General features: G+C 60.2%; 19 protein-coding genes. 5 read left to right on the top strand and 14 right to left on the bottom strand.

The genetic code is table 11. From position 1 onward, the window contains the following. Nucleotides 1–17 precede the first annotated feature (17 nt). Nucleotides 18–938, top strand: a complete 921-nt coding sequence (locus tag ACTG2J_RS04155) for a L,D-transpeptidase family protein (protein ID WP_042080607.1) — start codon at nt 18–20, stop codon at nt 936–938. Between the two features lie 92 nt (nt 939–1,030). On the opposite strand, the gene sppA is transcribed toward ACTG2J_RS04155, so the two are convergent. Further along, complete coding sequence (gene sppA / locus ACTG2J_RS04160; RefSeq protein ID WP_113739072.1) at nt 1,031–2,875, bottom strand: signal peptide peptidase SppA; 1,845 nt, start codon at nt 2,873–2,875, stop codon at nt 1,031–1,033. Nucleotides 2,876–3,083: 208 nt separating this feature from the next. Between sppA and ACTG2J_RS04165 the strand changes: the two genes are divergently transcribed. After that, nucleotides 3,084–5,123 (top strand): NADPH-dependent 2,4-dienoyl-CoA reductase, encoded by a 2,040-nt coding sequence (locus ACTG2J_RS04165; protein WP_323970434.1) that lies wholly within the window; start codon nt 3,084–3,086, stop codon nt 5,121–5,123. A 114-nt stretch (nt 5,124–5,237) separates the two neighbouring features. Beyond that, nucleotides 5,238–5,786, top strand: coding sequence for an NAD(P)H nitroreductase (locus tag ACTG2J_RS04170; RefSeq protein WP_139478642.1), 549 nt, complete (start codon nt 5,238–5,240; stop codon nt 5,784–5,786). A 381-nt stretch (nt 5,787–6,167) separates the two neighbouring features. Here the strand turns inward: ACTG2J_RS04170 and ACTG2J_RS04175 are convergent, their stop codons facing one another. From ACTG2J_RS04175 to ACTG2J_RS04185, 3 genes are all read right to left on the bottom strand, one after another. After that, nucleotides 6,168–6,722 (bottom strand): sugar O-acetyltransferase, encoded by a 555-nt coding sequence (locus tag ACTG2J_RS04175; protein ID WP_439997225.1) that lies wholly within the window; start codon nt 6,720–6,722, stop codon nt 6,168–6,170. A gap of 164 nt (nt 6,723–6,886) precedes the next feature. Next, entirely contained in the window at nt 6,887–7,765 is an 879-nt protein-coding gene (prmA, locus tag ACTG2J_RS04180) for a 50S ribosomal protein L11 methyltransferase (protein ID WP_005338919.1), read from the bottom strand. Between the two features lie 537 nt (nt 7,766–8,302). Next, nucleotides 8,303–9,319 (bottom strand): zinc-binding alcohol dehydrogenase family protein, encoded by a 1,017-nt coding sequence (locus ACTG2J_RS04185; RefSeq protein ID WP_113739068.1) that lies wholly within the window; start codon nt 9,317–9,319, stop codon nt 8,303–8,305. A 100-nt stretch (nt 9,320–9,419) separates the two neighbouring features. On the opposite strand from ACTG2J_RS04185, the gene ACTG2J_RS04190 reads away from it, so the two are divergent. Then, nucleotides 9,420–10,292 (top strand): LysR family transcriptional regulator, encoded by an 873-nt coding sequence (locus tag ACTG2J_RS04190; RefSeq protein WP_162628353.1) that lies wholly within the window; start codon nt 9,420–9,422, stop codon nt 10,290–10,292. A gap of 1 nt (nt 10,293) precedes the next feature. Here ACTG2J_RS04190 and ACTG2J_RS04195 read toward each other — a convergent pair whose 3' ends face one another. The 7 genes from ACTG2J_RS04195 to acs form a co-directional block, all read right to left on the bottom strand. Next, the gene (locus ACTG2J_RS04195; protein WP_100654445.1) at nt 10,294–11,721 is read right to left on the bottom strand and encodes a PTS transporter subunit EIIC; all 1,428 of its coding nucleotides are present in this window, start codon (nt 11,719–11,721) and stop codon (nt 10,294–10,296) included. An 89-nt stretch (nt 11,722–11,810) separates the two neighbouring features. Beyond that, complete coding sequence (panF, locus tag ACTG2J_RS04200; RefSeq protein ID WP_439988972.1) at nt 11,811–13,268, bottom strand: sodium/pantothenate symporter; 1,458 nt, start codon at nt 13,266–13,268, stop codon at nt 11,811–11,813. Next, on the bottom strand, nt 13,258–13,521 hold the full coding sequence (locus ACTG2J_RS04205; RefSeq protein ID WP_058057282.1) for a YhdT family protein: 264 nt from the start codon (nt 13,519–13,521) through the stop codon (nt 13,258–13,260). Before ACTG2J_RS04205 ends, panF begins: the two co-directional genes overlap by 11 nt. Before the next feature lie 163 nt (nt 13,522–13,684). Beyond that, complete coding sequence (gene accC / locus ACTG2J_RS04210; RefSeq protein ID WP_005338910.1) at nt 13,685–15,025, bottom strand: acetyl-CoA carboxylase biotin carboxylase subunit; 1,341 nt, start codon at nt 15,023–15,025, stop codon at nt 13,685–13,687. Between the two features lie 15 nt (nt 15,026–15,040). Further along, on the bottom strand, nt 15,041–15,499 hold the full coding sequence (accB, locus tag ACTG2J_RS04215; RefSeq protein WP_005338908.1) for an acetyl-CoA carboxylase biotin carboxyl carrier protein: 459 nt from the start codon (nt 15,497–15,499) through the stop codon (nt 15,041–15,043). 36 nt (nt 15,500–15,535) lie between these two features. Continuing rightward, the gene (aroQ, locus tag ACTG2J_RS04220) at nt 15,536–15,985 is read right to left on the bottom strand and encodes a type II 3-dehydroquinate dehydratase (RefSeq protein WP_058057284.1); all 450 of its coding nucleotides are present in this window, start codon (nt 15,983–15,985) and stop codon (nt 15,536–15,538) included. 288 nt (nt 15,986–16,273) lie between these two features. Then, the gene (gene acs / locus ACTG2J_RS04225; protein WP_439997226.1) at nt 16,274–18,220 is read right to left on the bottom strand and encodes an acetate--CoA ligase; all 1,947 of its coding nucleotides are present in this window, start codon (nt 18,218–18,220) and stop codon (nt 16,274–16,276) included. Nucleotides 18,221–18,387: 167 nt separating this feature from the next. On the opposite strand from acs, the gene ACTG2J_RS04230 reads away from it, so the two are divergent. Further along, nucleotides 18,388–18,669, top strand: a complete 282-nt coding sequence (locus ACTG2J_RS04230; RefSeq protein ID WP_235655418.1) for a hypothetical protein — start codon at nt 18,388–18,390, stop codon at nt 18,667–18,669. Nucleotides 18,670–18,726: 57 nt separating this feature from the next. Here the strand turns inward: ACTG2J_RS04230 and ACTG2J_RS04235 are convergent, their stop codons facing one another. The 3 genes from ACTG2J_RS04235 to torD all read right to left on the bottom strand — a co-directional run bounded on the left by ACTG2J_RS04235 (nt 18,727) and on the right by torD (nt 22,363). After that, nucleotides 18,727–21,171: a sensor domain-containing protein gene (locus ACTG2J_RS04235; protein ID WP_439997227.1), complete on the bottom strand. Its 2,445-nt coding sequence runs from the start codon at nt 21,169–21,171 to the stop codon at nt 18,727–18,729. Nucleotides 21,172–21,324: 153 nt separating this feature from the next. After that, entirely contained in the window at nt 21,325–21,693 is a 369-nt protein-coding gene (locus tag ACTG2J_RS04240; RefSeq protein WP_005349490.1) for a hypothetical protein, read from the bottom strand. A gap of 4 nt (nt 21,694–21,697) precedes the next feature. Continuing rightward, the gene (torD, locus tag ACTG2J_RS04245) at nt 21,698–22,363 is read right to left on the bottom strand and encodes a molecular chaperone TorD (RefSeq protein WP_113739063.1); all 666 of its coding nucleotides are present in this window, start codon (nt 22,361–22,363) and stop codon (nt 21,698–21,700) included. Between the last annotated feature and the right edge of the window lie 75 nt (nt 22,364–22,438).

A 22,438-nucleotide genomic window follows, 5' to 3' on the forward strand; every position in this document is an offset into this window, starting at 1 on the left:
AACCACACAGGAATTTTATGAATCCCCTTCGCACTGCCGCTTCGGCCCTTTTATGCACACTTGCGCTGGTCAGCCAGCAGGCTGCCGCCGTCGAGTACCGTCTGCCTGCGGCCAATAGCCGCCTGATCGGTGAAAACCAGGAATACGTGGTGCCTGCGGACAACCGTCCGCTGGAGCAGATCGCTGCTGACTTCCAGCTGGGTCTGACCAACATCATGGAAGCCAACCCGGGCGTTGATCCCTATCTGCCGAAAGCGGGTAGCACTCTGATCATCCCTCATCAGCTGATCCTGCCCAACGCGCCCCGCGAAGGGATCGTCATCAACGTTGCCGAGATGCGTCTCTACTACTACCCGAAAGGGAAGAACGTGGTGGAAGTGCTGCCCATCGGCATCGGTCAGCTGGGGGTCAACACCCCGGAGAATTGGATCACCAAGGTAGAGCGCAAGCGCGCCAACCCGACCTGGACCCCGACCGAGAACATCCGTCGTCGCTATGCCGCCCAGGGCAAGACTCTGCCGGCAGTATGGCCAGCCGGTCCGGATAACCCCATGGGTCTGCACGCCCTCTATATCGGCAACCTCTATGCCATCCACGGCACCAACGCCACCTTCGGTATCGGTCTGCGGGTGAGCAGCGGTTGCGTGCGTTTGCGCGCTGACGACATCAAGTATCTGTTCGACAACGTGCCGGTCGGCACCCGCGTCCAGTTCGTCAACCAGCCGGTCAAGACCACGGTCGAGCCGGATGGCGGTCGCTACATGGAAGTACACGAGCCGCTGTCGCGCACCGAGGAGGAGTTCAACTCCACCGCCTCCGTGCCGCTCCCGATGACACCGGCCATCACCCGCTTCATCGCTCACGCCGAGTCTGACTCCAACGTGGTCAAGCAGGTGCTGGAACAGCGTACCGGTATGCCGACCCGCCTCAATCCCTGATTGAGCAAGTTGGCGGTGCCGCGCGCACTGGCTGAATAAAGAAAACGGCGACCAGATGGTCGCCGTTTTTTATGGGGAGAGTCACCGCTTGCTCACTGCACGCAGACCGGGCAGAAGGCGTAGGTGCCTTGCGGATCGTTGAAGCGGGTGAGCGGGTCGAGACTGCGGTTCACTTCCACCAATGCCTTGCCAAATCCTGCCGGCAGCCAGCTTTGCAACTGGGGGGCCAGCACTTGGGCACTGCTGTCAAACAGCTGGCGCAGGAACTTGTCCTTGGTGGACTCCTCCTGCTCGATGGGGGTGACCTGCCACTCCTTGAGGTTGGCGAGGTCGGCGGCGGCCTTGATGGCGTCATCCAGATTGCCGAACTCGTCCACCAGCCCCAGGGCCTTGGCATCTTCGCCGGTCCAGACTCGCCCTTCGGCCGCTTTCTCGGCCTCTTCCGGGCTCAGACCACGGCCCTTGCTGACCAGACCGATGAAGCGCTGGTAGGTATCTTCCACGCTCAGCTGGATTGCCTGACCGACGTGATCCGGCAGGGCGCGGGTCGGGCCGACGCCAACGTAATCTGTGGTGCCGACCCCGTCGGTATGCACCCCGAACTGGGCCAACGCCTTGTCGATGGTGGCAAACATGCCGAACACCCCGATGGAACCGGTGAGGGTGGTCGGGGAGGCGAAGATCTTGTCCGCATCGGCGGAGATCCAGTAGCCACCGGATGCGGCATAGCTGCCCATGGAGACCACTACCGGCTTGCCAGCCTGTTTCAGTGCCAGCAGCTCGGCGCGGATCTGCTCGGCGGCGAAGGCGCTGCCGCCGGGGCTGTCGACCCGCAGGACCACGGCTTTAACCTTGTCATCGCGACGGGCATCGGCCAGCAGGTCGGAGAGGCTGTCGCCGCCGATGGTGCCGGCAGGCTGGACGCCATCCATGATGGCGCCGCTTGCGACCACCAGACCCACCTCATCCTTGCCGCTCTGGGGATATTGTTCCGGAATGGCAGCCAGATACTCTTTCAGGCCGACCCCTTTCCAGCCGTGGTCGTCCGCTTCACCCACCTCTTTAATGACCGCCTGGGTCATCTCGTCGCGGGTAGCCAGCTGATCCACCAGCCCGTTGTCGAGGGCGTAGTTGGCGGCATTGCCACCGGCCTTGCGCAGCAGCTCGAGGAAGCGATCCTTGCCCGGCGCGACCGCATCGGGTTCGATCTCCCGCTGCTCGGCTACGTCAGCCACATAGGATTGCCACAGCTGATCCAGCCAGCGCTGGTTCGCCTCCTTGCTCTCGGGGGACATCTCGTCGCGGGTATAGGGCTCGACGAAGGATTTGTAGGTGCCGACCTTGAATACGTGCGGGGTGATGTTGAGCTTCTCCAGCGCCGACTTGAAGTAGGTCTGGTAGACACCGAGCCCCTCGATCACCACGGCGCCGCTCTGGTTGAGCAGCACGTGATCGGCGTGGGCCGCCAGCAGGTATTGCCCCTGAGTGTAAAAGTCAGCCATGGCGATCACCGGTTTGCCGCTCTCCTTGAACTGGTCGATGGCGCTCGCCACCTCCTGCAGTTTGGTGAAGTTTGCTCCCTGCAGCCCTTGTGGCTTGATCACCAACGCCTTGATGCGCTCGTCATCCTTGGCACTCTTGATGGCCCATAGCAGGTCGGAGAGAACGATCTCGCTCGGCTGCTCGTCGCTGCTGTCCATCTGGCGCAGCAGTTGTACGGTGGGATCTGTCTGGGAGCGTTGCTCCACCAGCACGCCGTTGAGATTGAGGGTCAGCGCCCCTTCGATGGGCGCCTTGGGGGCCTCTTTCTGGCTGATGCTGAAGACGATGACCAGCACTACGATGAGAAACAGCAGATTGACCAGCATCAGCCGGGTGAAATTGAGCAGGCGCCACAGGCTGCGGAACAACCAACCCAGACCTTTGAAAATAGACATAGTCGCGTTATCGCCCTGTTAATGGGTAGAGAAGAGCCATTATTAACCAGTTGCGGGCGAAATTGCCATTTCCGACTGGCGGATCCCGCCTATCTTCGTTCAGGGCACGGCTGTTCGCTGAAAAATTGTCCAAACATTTGTTTGAAAAAGAATTTTCGATTCTTTACTCTAGCCTCAGTTTGATAACAAAAAATTAACTGGAGGCATCGTGAGCCGCTATCCGACCCTGCTGACCCCGCTCGACCTTGGTTTTACCCAGCTGCGCAACCGTGTGTTGATGGGCTCCATGCATACCGGCCTCGAAGAGGAGAAGGGCGGTTTTGACAAGCTGGCCGCCTTTTATGCTGAGCGCGCCCGTGGTGGTGTTGGCCTTATCGTCACCGGCGGCATTGCCCCCAATCTGCGCGGTCGGCTGGTGCCTCACGGCTCCCAGCTGAGCTTTCCCTGGCAGGTGAGCAAGCACAAGAAGGTGACCAGCGCCGTGCATCAGGAGGGGGGCAAGATAGCGCTGCAGATCCTCCATGCCGGTCGTTACGCCTACCATCCCTTCAGTCTGGCCCCGAGCGCCCTCAAGGCCCCCATCTCCCCGTTCAAACCGCGTGCCATGAGCGAGCGGCAGATCCGCGGCACCATCCGCGACTTCGCTGCAACAGCAGCGCTGGCCAAGGCGGCCGGTTATGACGGCGTCGAGGTGATGGGCTCGGAAGGCTATCTCATCAACCAGTTCATCTGCGAGCGCACCAACAAGCGCACCGATGGCTGGGGCGGCAGCAGCGAAAACCGCATGCGCTTCCCGGTGGAGATTGTCCGCGCCATCCGCGAGCGGGTCGGCACCGACTTCATCATTATCTTCCGCCTCTCCATGCTGGATCTGGTGGAGCAGGGCTCGACCCTGGAAGAGGTGATCGCCCTTGGCAAAGCGCTGGAAGCGGTGGGGGTGACCCTCATCAACACCGGTATCGGTTGGCACGAAGCGCGTATTCCCACCATCGCCACCAGCGTGCCGCGCGGTGCCTTCAGCTGGGTGACCGCCGAGCTGAAAAAGCATCTCAAGGTGCCGCTTATCACTACCAACCGGATTAACACCCCGGAGGTGGCCGAGCGGATTCTGGCGGGTGGCGAGGCGGATATGGTCTCCATGGCGCGCCCCTTCCTGGCGGATCCCGAGTTTGTCATCAAGGCGGCCGAGAACCGTGCGGACGAGATCAACACCTGCATCGCCTGCAATCAGGCTTGCCTCGACCATGTGTTCAAGCAGAAGCGAGCCTCCTGTCTGGTCAATCCTCGCGCCTGTTTCGAGACCGAGCTGACTTTTGGCCGCGTGCCCCAGCCCAAGAAGCTGGCGGTAGTGGGGGCGGGCCCGGCTGGCCTGGCGTTCGCCTGTTACGCTGCCGAGCGCGGTCATCAGGTGAGCCTGTTCGATCAGGCCAGCGAAATCGGCGGCCAGTTCAACTTCGCCAAGCAGATCCCGGGCAAGGAGGAGTTTCACGAAACCCTGCGCTACTTCGCCAAACGGCTGGAGAAGTGCGGCGTCGAGCTCTATCTCGGCCAGCGCCAGAGTGCCGAGAGCCTGCTCGGCGGTGGTTTTGACGAGGTGATCCTCGCTACCGGTATTCGTCCGCGCACCCCCAATATTCCGGGGATCGAACATCCCAAGGTGATGAGTTATCTCGACGTATTGCGGGATCACAAACCGGTCGGCCAGAAGGTGGCGGTGATCGGTGCAGGCGGCATCGGCTTCGATGTGGCCGAATTCCTTGTGGAGAAAAGGGTAGAGAAGAAGGTGGAGACGGATGCCGATGGGCACCGTGATCACTGGCTCAAGGAGTGGGGCATCGACAAACAGCTTGGCGAGCGCGGTGGCCTCACGGCTCCTGAAATCGACGCCCCCGAGCGCCAGATCTGGCTGCTCCAGCGCAAGGAGAGCAAGGTGGGTGACGGACTTGGCAAGACCACCGGCTGGATCCACCGTACCGTGCTCAAGAACCGCAAGGTGCAGATGCTCTCCGGGGTGCAATATCTGGGGATCGATGACGAGGGCTTGCACATTCAGGTGGGCGAGAGTAAGCAGTGTCTACCGGTGGATCAGGTGATCGTCTGCGCCGGGCAGGAGCCCCTCAAGGAGCTGCAGGCCGGGTTGCAGGCGGCAGGCAAGCCGGTGCATATCATCGGCGGAGCCGACGTGGCTGCCGAGCTGGATGCCAAGCGAGCGATCAGACAGGGCGCCGAACTGGCTGCGGTCATCTAGCCAACTGTGCCCTCTTGTCCTTTATAGTGCGATAAACCCCTGAGCCTCAGGGGTTTTCTTCATTCGGTGCTGTGCTAAGGTAGCGCCATCATTGCCCCAGAGAAGGAATTGCCTATGGATGCCCTCACCCTGTTGCTCAACCGCCACTCCTGTGGCCGTCTCGCCGAGCCCGCCCCGAGCGGTGAGGTGCTCGACAATATCCTCAAGGCGGGCCTGCGCGCGCCGGATCACGGCACCCTGACTCCCTGGCAGTTCATTCTGTTTGAAGGAGAGGGGCGCGAGCGGCTGGGCAAACTGCTGGCCGAGGCGGCCCGTGCCCGTGGCGAAGATGAAGAGAGCATCAAGAAGTGCAGCGAAGCGCCACTGCGGGCGCCCTTGGTCGTCGCCGTGGCAACCCGTTATCAGGATCACCCCAAGGTGCCGAAACTGGAGCAGGAGCTCTCTGCCGGTTGTGCCCTGATGGCGATGCAGATGGCGGCGCAGGCACAGGGCTTCAACGGTATCTGGCGCTCCGGCTGGTTTATCTTCGATGAGCAGATCAACAAGGGATTGGGACTGGCGGCAGAGGATCAGCTGGTGGGTTTCCTCTATCTCGGTACCCCCATGCTGGAAGCACGCAAACTGCGCGAACTGCCGCTCGATGAGTTTGTCCGCCGTTTCTGACTTTTCGGCCACGTTGCGGTTAAGAGAAGCAAAGCCTCGAGATATCGGGGCTTTTCTGTTTAACCGTGAATAGTAACCAGAGTGATTGGGGAAAATAAATGGGTCAAAGAGGCTTCGCGCACCATAGCAGGTAATTATTTAAATAGTGCGATGTACCTCGCAATCCTGTTGTATTTCACTATGTAAAACGTTTGCGCATTCGCTAATATCTCACTGCCAGTTTAGAAGGGTACTCCTTCTAATTTTTCTGCGATGAGAGTCGCAATTCCGTAGCACCTTTTAACAGCCCAACGTCTTCGTGACATTGGGCTTTATTTTTTATGGGGTGTCGGGGCTGTTGTGAACTGATGGCGGCATCGTCATACGGCCCGGTTGGCAGCCTTATGCCCTATTTTTGGCTGGCAGGATCCGGGCTGGATTGCCGACTACCCGAGCTCCGGCCGGTACATCTCTGGTGACTACGGCGCCCGCGCCGACGATCGCCTCCCGCCCTATGGTGACGCCGGGCAGCAAGATGGCGCCGCCCCCAATCCAGACCTTGTCTTCAATGGTGACCGGCAGTGCCGTCTCTGTGCCCTGAATCCGTTCGTCGGCCTCCAGTGCATGGGCTGCGGTATAGATCTGCACGTTTGGCCCAATCATCACGTTGGCTCCGATGCGGATGGGGGCATTGTCCAGCAGGGTCGCTCCCATATTGATGTAGGAGTCCTTGCCCAGGTGGATGTGTCGGCCATAGGTGCAGTAGAGGGGCGGGCAGATAAAGGCGTTCTCTGCCAGTTCACCAATCAGCTCCGCCAGTAGTGCCCGCTGCTCTGCTTCCTCTTCCGCCTGATTGAAACGGCGATAGCGCCGTGCCGCCTCCCGGCGCAACTGGGCCAGCTCGGGTGCCATGCAGTTGTACGGTTGGCTGCAAATCATCTTCTGGTATTCGATCATGGCAGGGCCCCAATGATGTGGAAGAACGATGTTAATCCCTCATTGGCCAGAGAAGCGTGAACCGTCCCCCAGAGTGGGAAAGGAGGGAGAAACAACAAGAGCACCCGCGGGTGCTCTTGTTTAATAAAGATGCTGACTTGCCGCCTTGAGAGCGGGAGCTATGTTTAGCCGTGCTTGCGGCCGGAGAGGCGGCACCACTCCTCCTTGACGGCGGTCGGGTCCATCTCGAACCACTGGCCGTAGATAGTTTCCAGCTCCGGGGCCTGACTTTCCAGCACGCCGGAGAGGGCCATCAGGCTGCCCGCTTTGCCGTGGCCGGCGATCAGCGGAGCCAGTTCGCGCAGCGGGCCGGCCAGGATGTTGGCGACCACTACGTCCGCTTCGACGTCTTGTGGCTGGTCGGCTGGCAGATAGAGCTCAATCTGGTCGGCGACGCCGTTGCGCGCGGCGTTGTCGCGGCTGGCCTGAATGGCCTGCGGGTCGATGTCGATGCCGATGACGCGGGCGGCACCCAGTTTCAGGGCGGCGATGCCGAGAATGCCGGAGCCGCAACCAAAATCGACCACGGTTTTACCGGTCAGATCCAGCCCGTCCAGCCACTGCAGGCAAAGTGCCGTGGTGGGGTGGGTACCGGTACCGAAGGCCAGGCCCGGATCCAGCATGACGTTGACCGCATCGGGATTCGGCACGTCGCGCCAGCTCGGGCAGATCCAGAGGCGCTCGCCAAACTGCATGGGGTGGAAGTGATCCATCCACTCGCGCACCCAATCCTTGTCTTCCAGCTGCTCGACCTTGTAGCCGACATTTTCGCCGAAGATCTGCTGGAAGAAGGCGATGGTGGGAGCCGGATCGGTTTCGGCATCGAACAGACCCATCACTTCGGTCTCGCCCCAGAGCGGGGTTTCACCGGGCATGGGTTCGTAGACGGGCACATCCTTGGCATCCATAAAGGTCACAGCCTGGGCTCCACGCCCCAGCAGCATGTTGCTCACCTTGTCTGCGGTCTTGGCAGTGGCGTTGATTCGAATTTGTATCCAGGGCATGGCGTCGACTCTTCATAAATGTGAAACCGCGAGATTCTACCATCATGGGGCAGTGCTGTCGTGGTTTGCCCATGACGTGGAGGGATACGGGGGCTTTTGCCGGATTGGCACGGTTCCTGTATTGCACTATGCAGGCGAAGACGACCGGTTTTCGCTGAACGCTTTGCTCAAGTTCCGTCATCTTTCACTGCCACCCTCGGGTGGCATTTTTTTATCTGCACTTGTTTGCCTAGTAAACAGTCTGCCAGACAAAAAAAGAGCAAGGTTGGCACCTTGCTCAAGGACGGGCTAGCGCCGTTTTGGCGCATTCATGCTGCTGTTGGCACGCCAGATGCAAAGACTAATATGTCCTGCATAAGGATATGTGTGTGATTGTTACCCCAATGTTCAGGTATTCAGGCCATTTCTCGCGAAATGGCCTCTTTTTTGGCTGATTGTCGGACGTTGGCCTGCCACAGGCAGTCATGAGTGCCGCTGGTTGTGCCCGTTTGGGGCATCTCCTTGGTGAACTTATCCCATCATGGTGCGTTTGAAGGCTTAGTTGGCAAAGCCGCTCATGTCGATCACCAGCTTGCCTACCATGCGGCCTGCTTCCACCTCGGCATGGGCCTGAGCCAGCGTGACCGGGGTCAGTGACGGGATGGTTCTGGTCAGGGTGGTCTGCAATACCCCTTCATCGACCAGTACCGCCACCCGGCCGAGCAGGCGGTGCTGCTCGATCATGTCCGGCGTCTGGAACAGGGAGCGGGTGAACATGAACTCCTGGCTGAAGGTGACGCTCTTGCTCTTGAGCAGGGAGAGATCCCACGGCTCGCTCGATTCGGCGATGGTGCAGATATGGCCAAACGGGCGGATCAGCCCTGCCATGGTGGCCCAGTGCTCGGCGGTGGCGTTGGTGCAGAAGATGGCATCGACCTGAGTGATGCCAAGGGCGGTCAGCTCCTCCTGCAACTTGTGATGGTTCACGACCTGATGGGCGCCCATCTCGAGGCACCACTCGCGGCTCTCGGGGCGGGAGGCGGTCGCAATCACCTCCATACCGGTGAGTTGGCGGGCCAGCTGGATGGCGATGGAGCCAACGCCACCGGCGCCGCCGATGATCAGCAGTTTGCCACTGCTCTCGCGGGCGAGGGCAAAGCGCTCGAACAGGGTCTCCCAGGCGGTGATGGCGGTGAGCGGCAGGGCGGCGGCCTCCACATCGCTCAAGCTGGTGGGGGCGATGGCGGCGATGCGCTCATCCACCAGTTGCAGGGCGCTGTTGCTGCCCGGGCGGCTGATATCACCGGCATACCAGACCCGGTCGCCCGTCTTGAACAGGGTGACTTCGCTGCCGGTGGCGATCACTTCCCCCACCGCATCCCAGCCGAGTACCCGGGGCGAGCTTTCAATTTTGGCCTTGGGGGAACGCACCTTGGTATCCACCGGATTGACGGAGGTGGCGGTGACCCGCACCAGCAGATCCCGCGGACCCGGAACCGGATCGGGCAGGTTGGCGGCGATGAAGCAGTCGGGGTGGTCGCTTGGCAGATAGTGAGTCAGGGCAATGGCTTTCATGGTTTTTCCTTTCAAATCGCTGTGTTCGGGATTGCCACTCACTCTAGTCTGGTTGATTATCAAGATTAAGATGGGTAATCGGTAAAGACTGTTTGAATATATGAACAATGTCGATCTGGAGTTGATGGGGCTGTTTGCCACCGTGGTGGAGCAGGGGAGCTTTACCCGGGCCGCCGAGCTGCTTGGTATGCCCAAGTCGTCGGTGAGCCAGAAGATCTCGCGGCTCGAATCCCAGCTCGGGGTGCGGCTGTTGCAGCGCACCACCCGCAGGTTGAGCCTGACCCCGCAGGGGGAGCTCTATGTGGAGCACTGTCAGGGGCTGCTGGCACTGGCCCGCAGTGCCAATCTGGCGATGGCACGGCTGCGCTCGGCCCCGGCGGGGCGGGTGCGGATCACCGCCCCCGAGGCGACCGGTACTCTATTGCTTGGCCGGATCCTCGCCGAGTTTCGCGCCCTCTATCCCGAGGTGGTGCTGGAACTGACCCTGAGCGATGAACAGCTCGATCTGGTGGGGGAAGGTTATGATTTGGCGCTGCGGGCGGCGCCGCTGAAAGACTCCAGCCTCATCTGTCGGCGTATCGGTGAGGTGGCGCGCCATCTGGTGGCGGCGCCCGCCTATCTGGCTGCCCACGGCATGCCGCAACAGCTGAGCGAGCTGGGTCGTTATGCCTGTCTGGTGCACTCGGCCATGCCGGTGTGGCCATTGCAGGACGGTGGCTGGCGGCCGCAGGGGGCCTGTGTCAGCAACAGCTTGCTGGCGCTGCGGGAGATGGCGCTTCATGACGGGGGGATTGCCCTGTTGCCCCACCATGTCTGTGAAGGGGATTTGGCGGCGGGGTGGCTGCAGAAGGTGTTGCCGGATCAGCCCATTCCGGCCAACCCGTTTTACCTTATCTATCCGAGTCGGGAGTATCTGGCCCCCGCTCTGCGCACCCTGATGGATTTCGTGGCCGAGCGGTTGCCGTTTGCCTGAGTTACCAGCTGCTCTGGCTGGCCGACTCCTGATTGGGTTTGAGGCCGAGGGGGACCGACTGGCGCTCCGCCAGCATGCGGATCTGCCCTTCAATCAGGCTGGCGCTGGGGCCCAGCACCAGCACCAGCTGGTGGTCGTTGAGCTGGATCCAGGAGAGGCAGCCCAGGCCGAGCAGGCGAGATTCATCCACCAGTGAAATATCGCGCACCCGCAGGCTGAGGCGGGTGATACAGACGCTCATCGCCACCAGATTGTCCATCCCGCCCAGCACCTTGAGGTACTGGATCGCCAGCATCTGCGGGTCGGAGGGGGCAACGCTGGCAAGGCGCGGATGCTCCACCGCGATGGGCTTGCTCGGCATGCTGAGGGGCGCACGCTCCAGCAGTTGGTAAAAGAGCAGGGTGTAGGCGACGAAAAACAGGATACCGACCGGGATGAGCCAGAAGCTGTGCTCCCCTGCCTGATAGCTCAGCACCAGATCCAGCAGACCGGCGGAGAAGTAACTGCCCACCTTGATCCCCAGCCCGCTACAGACAGCGAGCGATAGCCCGGTCAACAGGGCGTGGGCGAGAAACAGCCAAGGGGCAGTAAAGGCGAACAGAAACTCGATGGGCTCTGTGATACCCACCAGTGCCGAGGTGAGCGCCAGGGTCAGCAGCAGCCCGCCCTGTGGCAGCCGCTGCATCCGCTGGCGGTGCAGCCAGATGGCAAAACAGGCGCCCGGCAGGCCGAACATGATGATGGGGTAGAGACCGGCCACATACCCTTCATGAAGGGGTTGGGCGGTGGCCAGCGCCTGCAGGTTGCTCTCGCCAAGGCCGATGACGCTGCCCAATACCTGATGGAGCCCGAGCGGGATCAGCAGCCGGTTGAGGGTGCCGTAGCAGAAGGCGCCAAACGGCGTGGTAAGCAGCTCGGAGGTGAGCAGGGTCAGCCCGCGCTCCAGCGGCGGCCACAGCAGCGAGAGGGGGATGGCGATCAGCAGGCAGGCCAAGGCCGACACCAGCAGGCTGGGAAACTCCCCCTTGGCGATCTGCAGCCAGCGGGGCAGTGTTTGTTGGTGAACCCAGGGGTAGATGATGGCAGTGGTGAGCCCCGCCAGCAGACCGCAGATCATGTCGGCGTGCAGGTTGGGGGCCAGCGTATTGAAAGCGGTGCTGAGCAGCAGGAAGTTGACCGCACCCGCTAATGTCTGTCCGCCCAGCTCTTGCCGACTCAGGCCAAAGGCGATCGCCACCGCATAGATAAGCGGCATCTGGCTGAAGATCGCCTGACCGGTGAGGGAGAGCACCGCCAAATCGAGCACGTCGGGTTGACCAAGCCGGTATATCAGCGCCGCCATCGGCAGGATGGAGACGGGCAGCAGCAGGGCATAACCGAGCCGCTGCAGGGCTTGAGTAACGACTTGTCGAGTGGCTTTAACGGGCATACAGCGGCTACGTTCTGTGACTTGGCGCACAGTTTAACCGGAAAACACCTATTTGGGGATAGTTTTGGAACCCCTAATTTATATTTTTATTATTTCTGCCCGAAAAGCTCGCGCACTTCCCGCGAGGGCGGTGCCGTCAGCAAGCTGACCGTGATAAAGACCACCAGCGCCAGCGTGAGGCTTGGCACGATGGCGTGCAGACCAGCCAGCTTGATCCCCCACTGACTCAGTGCCCCATAGCTGACGATGCCGCTGACCATGCTGGCCAGCGCGCCCGGGCCGTTGGCCCGTGACCAGTAGAGGCCGAGCACCAGCGGCCAGAGGAACACCGCCTGCAGACCGCCAAAGGCGAGCAGGTTGAGCCAGATGATCATCTCGGGCGGTTGCAGCGCCGCCAGCAGTACCAGGGTGCCCAAGATCAGGGTGCAGAGCAGGGAGAGGCGCGGAATGCGCACTTCCAGCTTCTCCTGCTTTGGACTCAGATAGTTGAGATAGAGATCTTTCACCAGAGTGGCGGAAGCCTGGATCAGCTGGGAGTCGATGGTGGACATGATGGCCGCCATCGGCGCCGCCAGAAAGACCCCGGCCAGCCAGGGGGGCAGCACTTCCATCATCAGGGAGGGCATGATCTTGTCTGGGCTGTCCATGCCCGGCAGGATGGCGCGGCCAAGGGCACCCGCCAGATGCATGCCGAACATCAGCAGGGCGCTGACCACTGTGCCGATCAGAATGCCGCGATGGAGCGCCTTGCTGTCGCGATAGCCAAAGCAGCGCAATGCCGAGTGGGGCAGCCCCACCACCCCGACACAGACCAGGATCCAGAAGCTCAGCATAAAGGGCTGGGTCAACATGTCGCCGGCCCCCTGCGGGCTCACCAGCTTGGGGTCGATCTCCCTGAGCTGGTGGATAAGGTTCGGCAGGCCGTCACCGGCAATTAAAATCCCCGCCAGCAAGGCGCCGGTGCCGATCAGCATGATGATCCCCTGCAGGGCATCGGTCATCACCACCGCGCGAAAGCCGCCGATGATGGTGTAGAGCAGTACGCAGCTGGCAAACAGCATCAAGCCCTGCTGGTAGGAGAGGCCGGTGGCGGTCTCCAGCAGGCGGGCGCCGCCGATGAATTGCACCACCATGGTCGCGATAAAGGCGAGGATGATAGTAACGGAGCCGAGGATCACCACCGCCTTGCTCTGGTAGCGGGCCCACAGCATATCGTTGATGGTCACCGCATTGACCCGGCGGGCGATGATGGCGAACTTCTTGCCCAGTACCCCCAGAGTGAGCCAGACGGTGGGCAGCTGGATCATCGCCAGCAACACCCAGCCCAGACCGATCTTGTAGGCCGCGCCCGGCCCACCGATAAAGGAGGAGGCCGAGGTGTAGGTAGCCACTAGCGTCATCGCCAGCACCAGCCCGCCCATGCTGCGGTTGCCGATGAAGTACTCCTGCACGAAGTTGCCTTCTGCGCGATGGCGGCTGGCCCAGAAACCCACCCCCAGCACCAGTACCAGATAGATGACGAGCGGCAGCATCAGCTCAAGATTCATGGGATGACTCCTTGCCGGAAGGGGTGTGGGTATCGAGGGGGATCTCCACAAACAGCCGGTTCACCATCAGGGCGCAGAGCAGAATGAACAGCAGCGGCATCACCATGCAACTGAGCAGGAACCACAGCGGCAGCCCCCACAACTCCAGCTGGAGCGGGATAAAATAGGCGGTGCCATACCAGGCAAAGAAGTAGAACAGGGTCAGCAGCAGGCAGAAAGCTGCTTCCCGGCGGGCGAGAGCAAAACGGTTCACCTTGGCCTCCGACAAATTTGAGGGGCGCAAGGATAACAAAAAAGGGCCATGTCGCCATGGCCCTTTTTCAGCAGAGGCCCCTTACGGAGCCAACTTCCGGCTGGATTGCAGATAAACAGCTGGCTGCTATCCGGCCAGAAGTGATTGTTCTGCCTGCGAGATCTTACAGACCCAACTTCTTGTGCAGATAGTGGATATTGGTGCCACCGTGCTGGAAGTTTTCGTCTTTCATGATCTCTTTTTGCAACGGTACGTTGGTCTTGATCCCTTCTACCACCAGCTCGTCCAGCGCATGGCGCATGCGGGCGATGGCAATGTCACGATTCTCGCCGTAGCAGATCAGCTTGCCGATCATTGAATCGTAGTGGGGCGGTACCTTGTAACCGGCATAGATGTGGGAGTCCCAACGCACGCCCAGACCACCCGGCGCGTGGAAGCGCTGCACCAGACCCGGAGAGGGCATGAAGGTGGCCGGATCTTCGGCGTTGATCCGGCACTCGATGGCATGGCCACGGATGCGGATATCCTGCTGGGTGATTGACAGGGGCTGGCCGGCGGCGATGCGCAGTTGCTCCTTGATCAGATCGATACCGGTGACCATCTCGGTGACCGGATGCTCAACCTGAATACGGGTGTTCATTTCGATGAAATAGAACTCGCCGTTCTCGTACAGGAACTCGAAAGTACCCGCACCGCGGTAGCCGATCTCGATACAGGCACGCACACAGCGCTCACCGATGAACTTGCGCATTTCGGCGGTGATGCCCGGTGCCGGCGCCTCTTCCACCACTTTCTGGTGGCGACGCTGCATGGAGCAGTCACGCTCGCCCAGATAGAGGGCGTTGCCCTGGCCGTCTGCCAACACCTGAATTTCGATGTGGCGCGGGTTTTCCAGGTACTTCTCCATGTAGACCATGTCGTTCTTGAAGAACTGGCCTGCTTCGGATTTGGTCAGGGCGATGGCGCCCGCCAGTTCCGCTTCATTGCGCACCACACGCATACCGCGACCACCACCGCCACCGGCGGCCTTGATGATCACCGGATAGCCGATGCGCTTGGCAATGGCGGCGTTGTGCTTGGCGTCGTTGTCGACGGGGCCGTCAGAGCCCGGTACACACGGTACGCCCGCTTTCTTCATCGCTTCGATGGCGGAGACCTTGTCACCCATCAGGCGAATGGTCTCGGCGCGCGGGCCGATGAAGATGAAGCCGGATTTTTCGACCACTTCGGCGAAATCGGCGTTCTCGGAGAGGAAGCCGTAACCCGGGTGGATGGCCACGGCACCGGTTACCTCGGCAGCGGCGATGATGGCCGGGACGTTGAGGTAGGATTCAGTACTGGCCGGTCTGCCGATACAGATGGATTCGTCGGCCAGCAGCACATGTTTGAGCTCCCGGTCGGCGGTGGAGTGAACGGCCACTGTCTTGATCCCGAGCTCTTTACAGGCGCGCAGGATCCGCAGGGCAATTTCACCGCGGTTGGCGATGACTACTTTGTCCAACATGGGTGGCGATTTCCCTTATTCGATGATGAACAGCGGCTCGTCAAATTCGACGGCCTGACCATTTTCAACCAGGATCGCTTTGATCACACCGGCCTTGTCAGACTCGATTTGGTTCATCATTTTCATGGCTTCGACGATGCACAGGGTGTCGCCGACATTGACTTGCTGACCCACTTCCGCGAACGGCTTGGCATCCGGGCTGGAGGAGCGGTAGAAGGAGCCAACCATCGGGGAGCGCATCAGGTGACCGCTCGGGGCGGCATCTGCGGCCGGTGCGGCGGCAACCGGGGCGGCAGCGGCAGGTGCGGCAACCGGAGCGGCTTGCTGCATCATCATCTGCGGCATGGCGGTGGTCACCTGACCGGAGAAGTTGCGGCTGATGCGAACGGACTCTTCACCTTCGGAGATCTCCAGTTCGGCGATGCCGGACTCTTCAACCAGTTCAATCAGCTTCTTGATTTTGCGGATATCCATTAGCATTCTCTTTCTTCTTTATCTGATCAGTGATTATCAAGCCGCGCGCAGATGGTGCACGGCCGCGGTTAAAGCGAATTGGTAGCCATCGGCCCCCAGACCACAAATGACCCCTTTGGCGACATCAGACAGATAGGAGTGATGACGGAACGGCTCCCTGGCATGGACATTTGACAGGTGAACCTCGATAAAAGGGATGGCTACACCCAGCAGCGCATCGCGAATGGCGACGCTGGTGTGGGTGAAGGCGGCTGGATTGATGATGATAAAATCCACCTGGCCCATGGCCTGATGGATGCAGCTGACCAACTCATGTTCGGCGTTGGATTGCAGATGTTCCAGAGTGACACCGAGTTCGCTGGCGTTAAGCTTCAGATCGGCGACGATCTCATCAAGCGTCTTGCTGCCGTAGATACCCGGTTCCCGTTTGCCCAGCAGATTCAGGTTTGGTCCGTTGAGCAGGAGAATTCGGTGATTTTGCGACATATTGAGTACATCCTCGATGATAATGCTGCTATCTATCAGCTATCTTGTGGACTACCAGAAATCTAGCCATTTTCTGCGCAAATCGGTGTGCCCTGGCACACAGATTTCGCAATTATATTGATTTCGTGAAAATTAGCAGCATTTTACTGGTCTAATCTCTACATTTGGCTATTTATTGCACGCTTCGGCCTGAGATACTTCGTCGCTGCCACCTTGCTGTTTGCTGGCGGATGAGAAACGACAAAGCCGGCACAGGGCCGGCTTTATTGAGCAACAAACGAAGCGGGATCAGGCAGCTTCCGACTTCTCGCGAATGAGTTTGTCTACTACGCCCGGATCCGCGAGGGTGGAGATATCCCCCAAGCTGTCGGTTTCGCCGGTGGCGATCTTGCGCAAGATGCGGCGCATGATCTTGCCGGAACGGGTCTTCGGCAACCCCTCCGCCCAGTGAATGACATCCGGCGTGGCGATGGCACCGATCTCCTTGCGCACCCACTCCTTCACCTCTTTGTGCAGCTCACGGCTCGGCTCTTCCCCGGAGATCAGGGTGACATAGGCATAGATACCCTGACCCTTGATCTCGTGAGGAACCCCCACCACCGCGGCTTCAGCGATCTTGGGATGGGCCACCAGTGCCGATTCAATTTCGGCGGTACCCATGCGGTGGCCGGAGACGTTCAGTACATCATCCACCCGACCTGTGATCCAGTAGTAGCCGTCCTCGTCGCGACGGGCACCGTCGCCAGTGAAGTAGCGGCCCGGGAAGGTGGAGAAGTAGGTCTGCTCGAACCGCTCGTGATCGCCGAACACGGTGCGCATCTGGCCCGGCCAGGAGTCAGTGATCACCAGGTTGCCCTCGGTGGCTCCCTCCAGCGGCTCGCCCATGTTGTCCACCAGCGCCGGTTGCACCCCGAAGAAGGGGCGGGTAGCCGAGCCCGGTTTCAGGTCGGTGACGCCGGGCAGCGGCGTAATCAGGATGCCGCCGGTCTCGGTCTGCCACCAGGTATCGACGATGGGGCAGCGCTCATCGCCAATGGTGCGGTAGTACCACTCCCAGGCTTCCGGGTTGATGGGTTCACCCACCGAGCCCATGATGCGCAGGCTCTGGCGCGAGGTGCCGGTGACCGCTTCGTTGCCTTTGGCCATCAGGGCGCGGATGGCGGTAGGGGCGGTATAGAGGATGGTGACCTGGTGCTTGTCCACCACCTGACTCATGCGGTTGGTGGCCGGGTAGTTGGGCACCCCTTCGAACATGATGGTGGTGGCACCGTTGGCAAGCGGCCCGTAGACCAGATAGGAGTGACCGGTTACCCAGCCCACATCGGCGGTACACCAGTAGATATCCTCTTCGTGGTAGTCGAACACATATTTGAAGGTGAGGGTGGCATAAACCAGATAGCCGCCAGTGGTGTGCAGCACCCCCTTGGGTTTGCCGGTGGAGCCGGAGGTATAGAGGATAAAGAGCGGATCTTCGGCGTTCATCGCCTCGGGCGGGCAGTCGCTGCTGACGGTGGCGGTCGCTTCGTGCCACCACACATCGCGGTGGTTGTGCCAGGCGACATTGCCGCCGGTGCGCTTGAGCACGATCACCTTGTTGACCTGGGTTTCCGGGTTGGTGAGCGCTTCATCCACATTCTTCTTGAGCGGCACCGGACGGCCACCACGCAGCCCTTCGTCGGCGGTGATTACGATGCGCGAGCCCGAGTCGATGATGCGGCCGGCCAGTGCTTCCGGCGAGAAGCCGCCGAAGACGATGCTGTGTACCGCGCCGATGCGGGTACAGGCCAGCATGGCGATGGCGGCTTCCGGCACCATGGGCATATAGAGGCAGACCACGTCGCCGCGGTGCACCCCTTGGGCTTTCAAGACGTTGGCAAACTTGCACACTTCGCTGTGCAATTCGCGGTAGGTGAGTTTGCGATCTTCGGCAGGGTTGTCCCCTTCCCAGATGATGGCGACCTTGTCACCCCGTTCGGCGAGATGGCGATCGAGACAGTTGGCCGAGACGTTGAGCTGGCCATCTTCAAACCATTTGATGGAGACATGGCCCGGATCGTAGGAGGTGTTCTTGACCTTGGTATAGGGTTTCATCCAGTCGAGAATTTTTCCCTGCTCTCCCCAGAAGGTATCGGGATCCTCGACGGAAGCCTGATACATGGCGGCATAGTCGCCCTTGTCGAGCAGTGCATTGCTGCTGATGTGGGGTTTGACCGGGTAGACCTTGCTCTCGCTCATCACTCACTCCTTTGAATAGATCTTTTAATGGTTTCTTAACAACTTATACCTTTGGTTGCGGGGGGCAATTAGACTTTTGGATAGGCGGCAACAGTTGGTTACAGGACAAAGAGTGACAATTAATCGGTGGTTGAGTAAAAGGGGGCCGTGTCGATTAATTGGAGGTCATGATGTTTTCTCTGTTGCTCTGTGCATCCCTCTGGCAGTTTGATGCGCCAGTGCCCGCTGGCGAACCTCCGAAAGAGTTTGCGATCACCCATCAGGAGGCTTCACCTGCGCTGCGGGATCGGGTGGCCGATCAGCTTGGTCATGCATGGCAGGCCAAGGAGCCCGGTACCAGACTCACCTTCAGCGATCCAGCTCCCCGTTATGCTGGCGAATCACCGTTGACGCGCATGCTCAATGATCGTGATGATGGTAGGGAATCCCGCTTGCAGATCGAGTGGTAATCCGGTCGGCAGCCAGGAGGCGGATGCCGACCGGCTGGTGATGATGATTGCCTGCCGCTATGAGACGTAGCGTTGATGCAGGCGATCTCCCATATGTTCGACATGCAGTGGTTTGCTGAACAGATAACCCTGTCCTTCGCCGCAGTTGAGTGACTGCAAGAAGGCGTGTTGTGCCTTGGTTTCAATCCCTTCGGCGGTGACCTCCATATCCAGACTGTCGGCCAGATTGATGATGGTGCGGCAGAGCTCCCGACTGTTCTTGTCTTCCGGTAATGCCTGCACAAACGCCCGGTCGATCTTGATGCGATCGATCGGCAGGGTCTTGAGCAGACTCAATGACGAGAAGCCGGTACCAAAGTCATCGATGGCAATCTGCACGCCGAGATTTTTCAGGCGGGTAAAGAGATCCAGACTCTGTTCGACCCGCTGGATGATGCTCTCCGTCACCTCTATCTCCAGCCGTTCTGGCGGAAATCCGGTCTCGGCCAGAATGGCGGCGACCCGTTCAACGTAGCCCGGGGAGCGCATCTCCCGCACCGAGACGTTGACTGACAAGCGAGGCACCGGCAGTCCGGCGGCCAGCCAGTTTTGTCCCTGCTCGCAGGCGTTGCGCATCACCCACTCCCCAATTTTCTCGATCAGGCCGCACTCCTCCGCCACCGGAATAAAACGGGTCGGCGCTATCATCCCCTCATTGGGATGCTGCCAGCGCAGCAGGGCTTCCAGTCCACTCAGGTGGCCGTTGGCCAGATTGGTCATGGGTTGATAGAAAATGCAGAGCTGTTCGAGCTCCAGGGCCTTGAGCAGACCCTGCTCAATCTGCATTCGCTCGCGGGCTCGAGCCGCCATGCAGGGGGTATAGAACTGGAATCCGTTGCGCCCCTGACTTTTCGCCTCGTACATGGCGCTGTCGGCGGCGCTGACCAGGGTTTCCGGGCTGTCTGCATGATCCGGATAGATGGCGATACCGATACTTGCCGAGATCGCCACCAGCTCATGGGCCAGCTCAACCGGTTCACGCAACACGGTCAGCAGGGTATTGGCCAGGGTTGCCAGCTCGTCAGGCTCCTCCAGATAGGGGATCAGCACCAGAAACTCGTCTCCCCCGAGGCGGGTCGCCAGATCGTTGTGCTGCAGGCAGCTGCGGATCCTCTCTGCCAGCCGCTTGAGCAGCTCATCGCCAACTCCGTGGCCCAGGCTGTCGTTGATCAGCTTGAAGCCATCCAGATCGATAAAGAGCAGCCCCAACCGTTTGCGATTGAGCTGCGCGGTTTTCAGCTCAAGGGCTAGCCGCTCCTGCAACAGATGACGATTGCCCAGCTCGGTCAGGGGATCGTGATAGGCAAGGTGATTCAGTTCGGCCTCCACCTTGCGAATGGCGCTGATGTCGGATAGGGCGATCACATAGTGAGTAGTGTTGTTGAAGTTGTCATAGACAGCGCTGATCTGCTGCCAGGAGGAGAAGTAGCTGCCATCCTTGCGCAGACAAACCATCTCGCCATGCCAGGCGTTGTTGCCGGGGCGCAGGTGATACCAGGGATAGTCGAGGTCGGTGTAGCGCCTGGGATGCATGATGATATCCGGGGTGCGGCCAATCACCTCCTCGGCATTGTATTGGGTCAGCATGGTGAAGGCCGGGTTGACCGACAGAATATGGTGCTCGCTGTCGAGGATGATGATCCCCTCGGCCGTGGTATCGAATACCACGTTGGCCTGATGGAGCCGCTCCTCTTGACGGCGGCGGGCGGTGGCATTGTGAATGACCCCCATGACCCGGTGGCCGACCGACTCGGTGGCGGGGACATGGTCGGCATGAATATCGACCCAGTGGCGCTCGTTGAGCGCGGTGAGGTAGCTCAGGGTGAGATGGATGGGGTCATGACTTTGCAGGGCGGCCTTGAGCTGGCTGCCGGATTCCGGTTCAAAACAGTCGACGAACGCTTGCAGCCCGCCGTGGAATTGGTTGGCCTCGATGCCCAGCAGCGGCTCAATTTGACCGTCGAACAGTAATCTGTCCTCCGCTACGTGCCACTCCCACACCCCGATTTGGGCCGCTCGCATTGCCAGTTGCAGCCGTTGTTCGGTTTCGTACTGCTCGGTGATGTCCCGCACGATGGCGAGGATGCCGTTCAGCTCTCCCTTCTCATCACGCATCGGGCTGTAGGTGGCCTGAAAGCGGCGTGAGCTGTTGTCGTACGCCGCGGTTTGGCCCGTGATGGCGATATCCACGTAGGGCAGGCCGCTGCGCATGATCTGCTGAAACATGGGCTCCAGAGTTGGTGCCAGCTTGGGAACCACCTCTCTGAGGTGCTTGCCCTGATGCTCCTCGATGCTCTTGCCATTGATGTCAGCCAGCACCCGATTGACTTTACGGTAGCGAAATTCGCAGTCAAAGACGCCGATGCCCAGAGGGGCATTATCCATCAGCTGTTCCAGGACGGTGTGATCTGACAGCTGGGTCAACATTGCCTCGGTGTCGGCGTTGAAAAGCTTCCCATCCATGATGACCTCGGCATTGATTGTTTTATCACTTGCATCAGTTGTCAGTATGGCACGAACTTTTTGGCTGGGAGTCAAGCGGAGTTATCTGGTTGTTTTGACGGCAAGAATAGGCAGAAAAACCTGATAAAAAGGAGGGAGAAAGGGGGCGAGTGGTTATCCCTTCTGGCGACCAAACGCCTGAATGCCCCGCACCAGTACCAGCCAGCCGAGCAGATGAAAGGGGAGGGCAAGCAGATAGAGCAGCAGGAAGTGCGACTCGCTGCCGCTGCTGTTGATGAAGTCGATCCAGGCGGCCAGCAGCGCCAGCATGCCGGCGATCTGGAAGCGGCGGCGCAACACTACCTCGACGCCGAGATTGGCAAGGTAGAGGGTGAGCAGGATGCCGGCAAAGCCGGTGAGCTGGGCGGTGCCGTAAAGCTCGCGATCCGGGTTGAACAGCAGCGCGATCAGGGGAGTAATGCCCTGATCCAGCGGGATCAGAGCCAACAGCCAGCATGCAATGAGAAGCAGGGCTGTTTTCATCGCCTTAGCTGGCCTGGGCCGGCTTGACCAGAGTCAGGTAGTTGGCATCCATCTTGAGGAAGACCCCCAGCAGACGGGCACTGGCGCCGTAGAAGCCAAACCGGTCGGCGGCGCGACAGGCGCTTTCGAACTTGTCGAACCAGCCCAACAGATGGCCGTGCAGCAGCGCTTCCTGTTCGTCGAGCCAGCTTTCCCGCTCGGCAGCGCTCTTTGCTTCCGCCGCACGGATGATGAGATTGCCCATCAGATCCAGCTCGATGGCCAGATGATCCGCAGGCTCTTTGTATTTGTCGCTGACATTGATGCCGAGGCGATCGAGGCGGGCCTGCATCTCGGTCATCGGGGCCTGCATCAGCAGCTTGGCCTCGCCACGGTAGAGCGATTCGTAGGGCAGGGCGCCCTGTTTGGGATCCACCAGAAACAGCCCGGCGAAGTCGGCAGCGAGTTCGAGTTGGCGATCCGGGCGCACCAGCAGGCGGGCGATAGCCTCGTTGAGTTCGGCCACGGCCTCGCGCATCGGGTCGAGGGTCGAGAGGCTTTTCAGGAAGCTTCGCACATCATAGGTGTCATATTCGGCGATCTGCTCATCACTGAGTTCGGCGGCGAACAGGGTGGAGAACCACCAGTAGAGTTCGGCCCGGCGTTCGCTGGTAGCCATAAATTCCTGCATTTTTCCTCCGTGGATGGCAATCGGGAGCCTTGATGGCTCCCGATTCTAACGACTTTAAAAATAAAGGAAACTCAA

This window comes from Aeromonas sp. 6P, assembly GCF_051919525.1.
GTDB classification, from domain to species: domain Bacteria; phylum Pseudomonadota; class Gammaproteobacteria; order Enterobacterales; family Aeromonadaceae; genus Aeromonas; species Aeromonas veronii.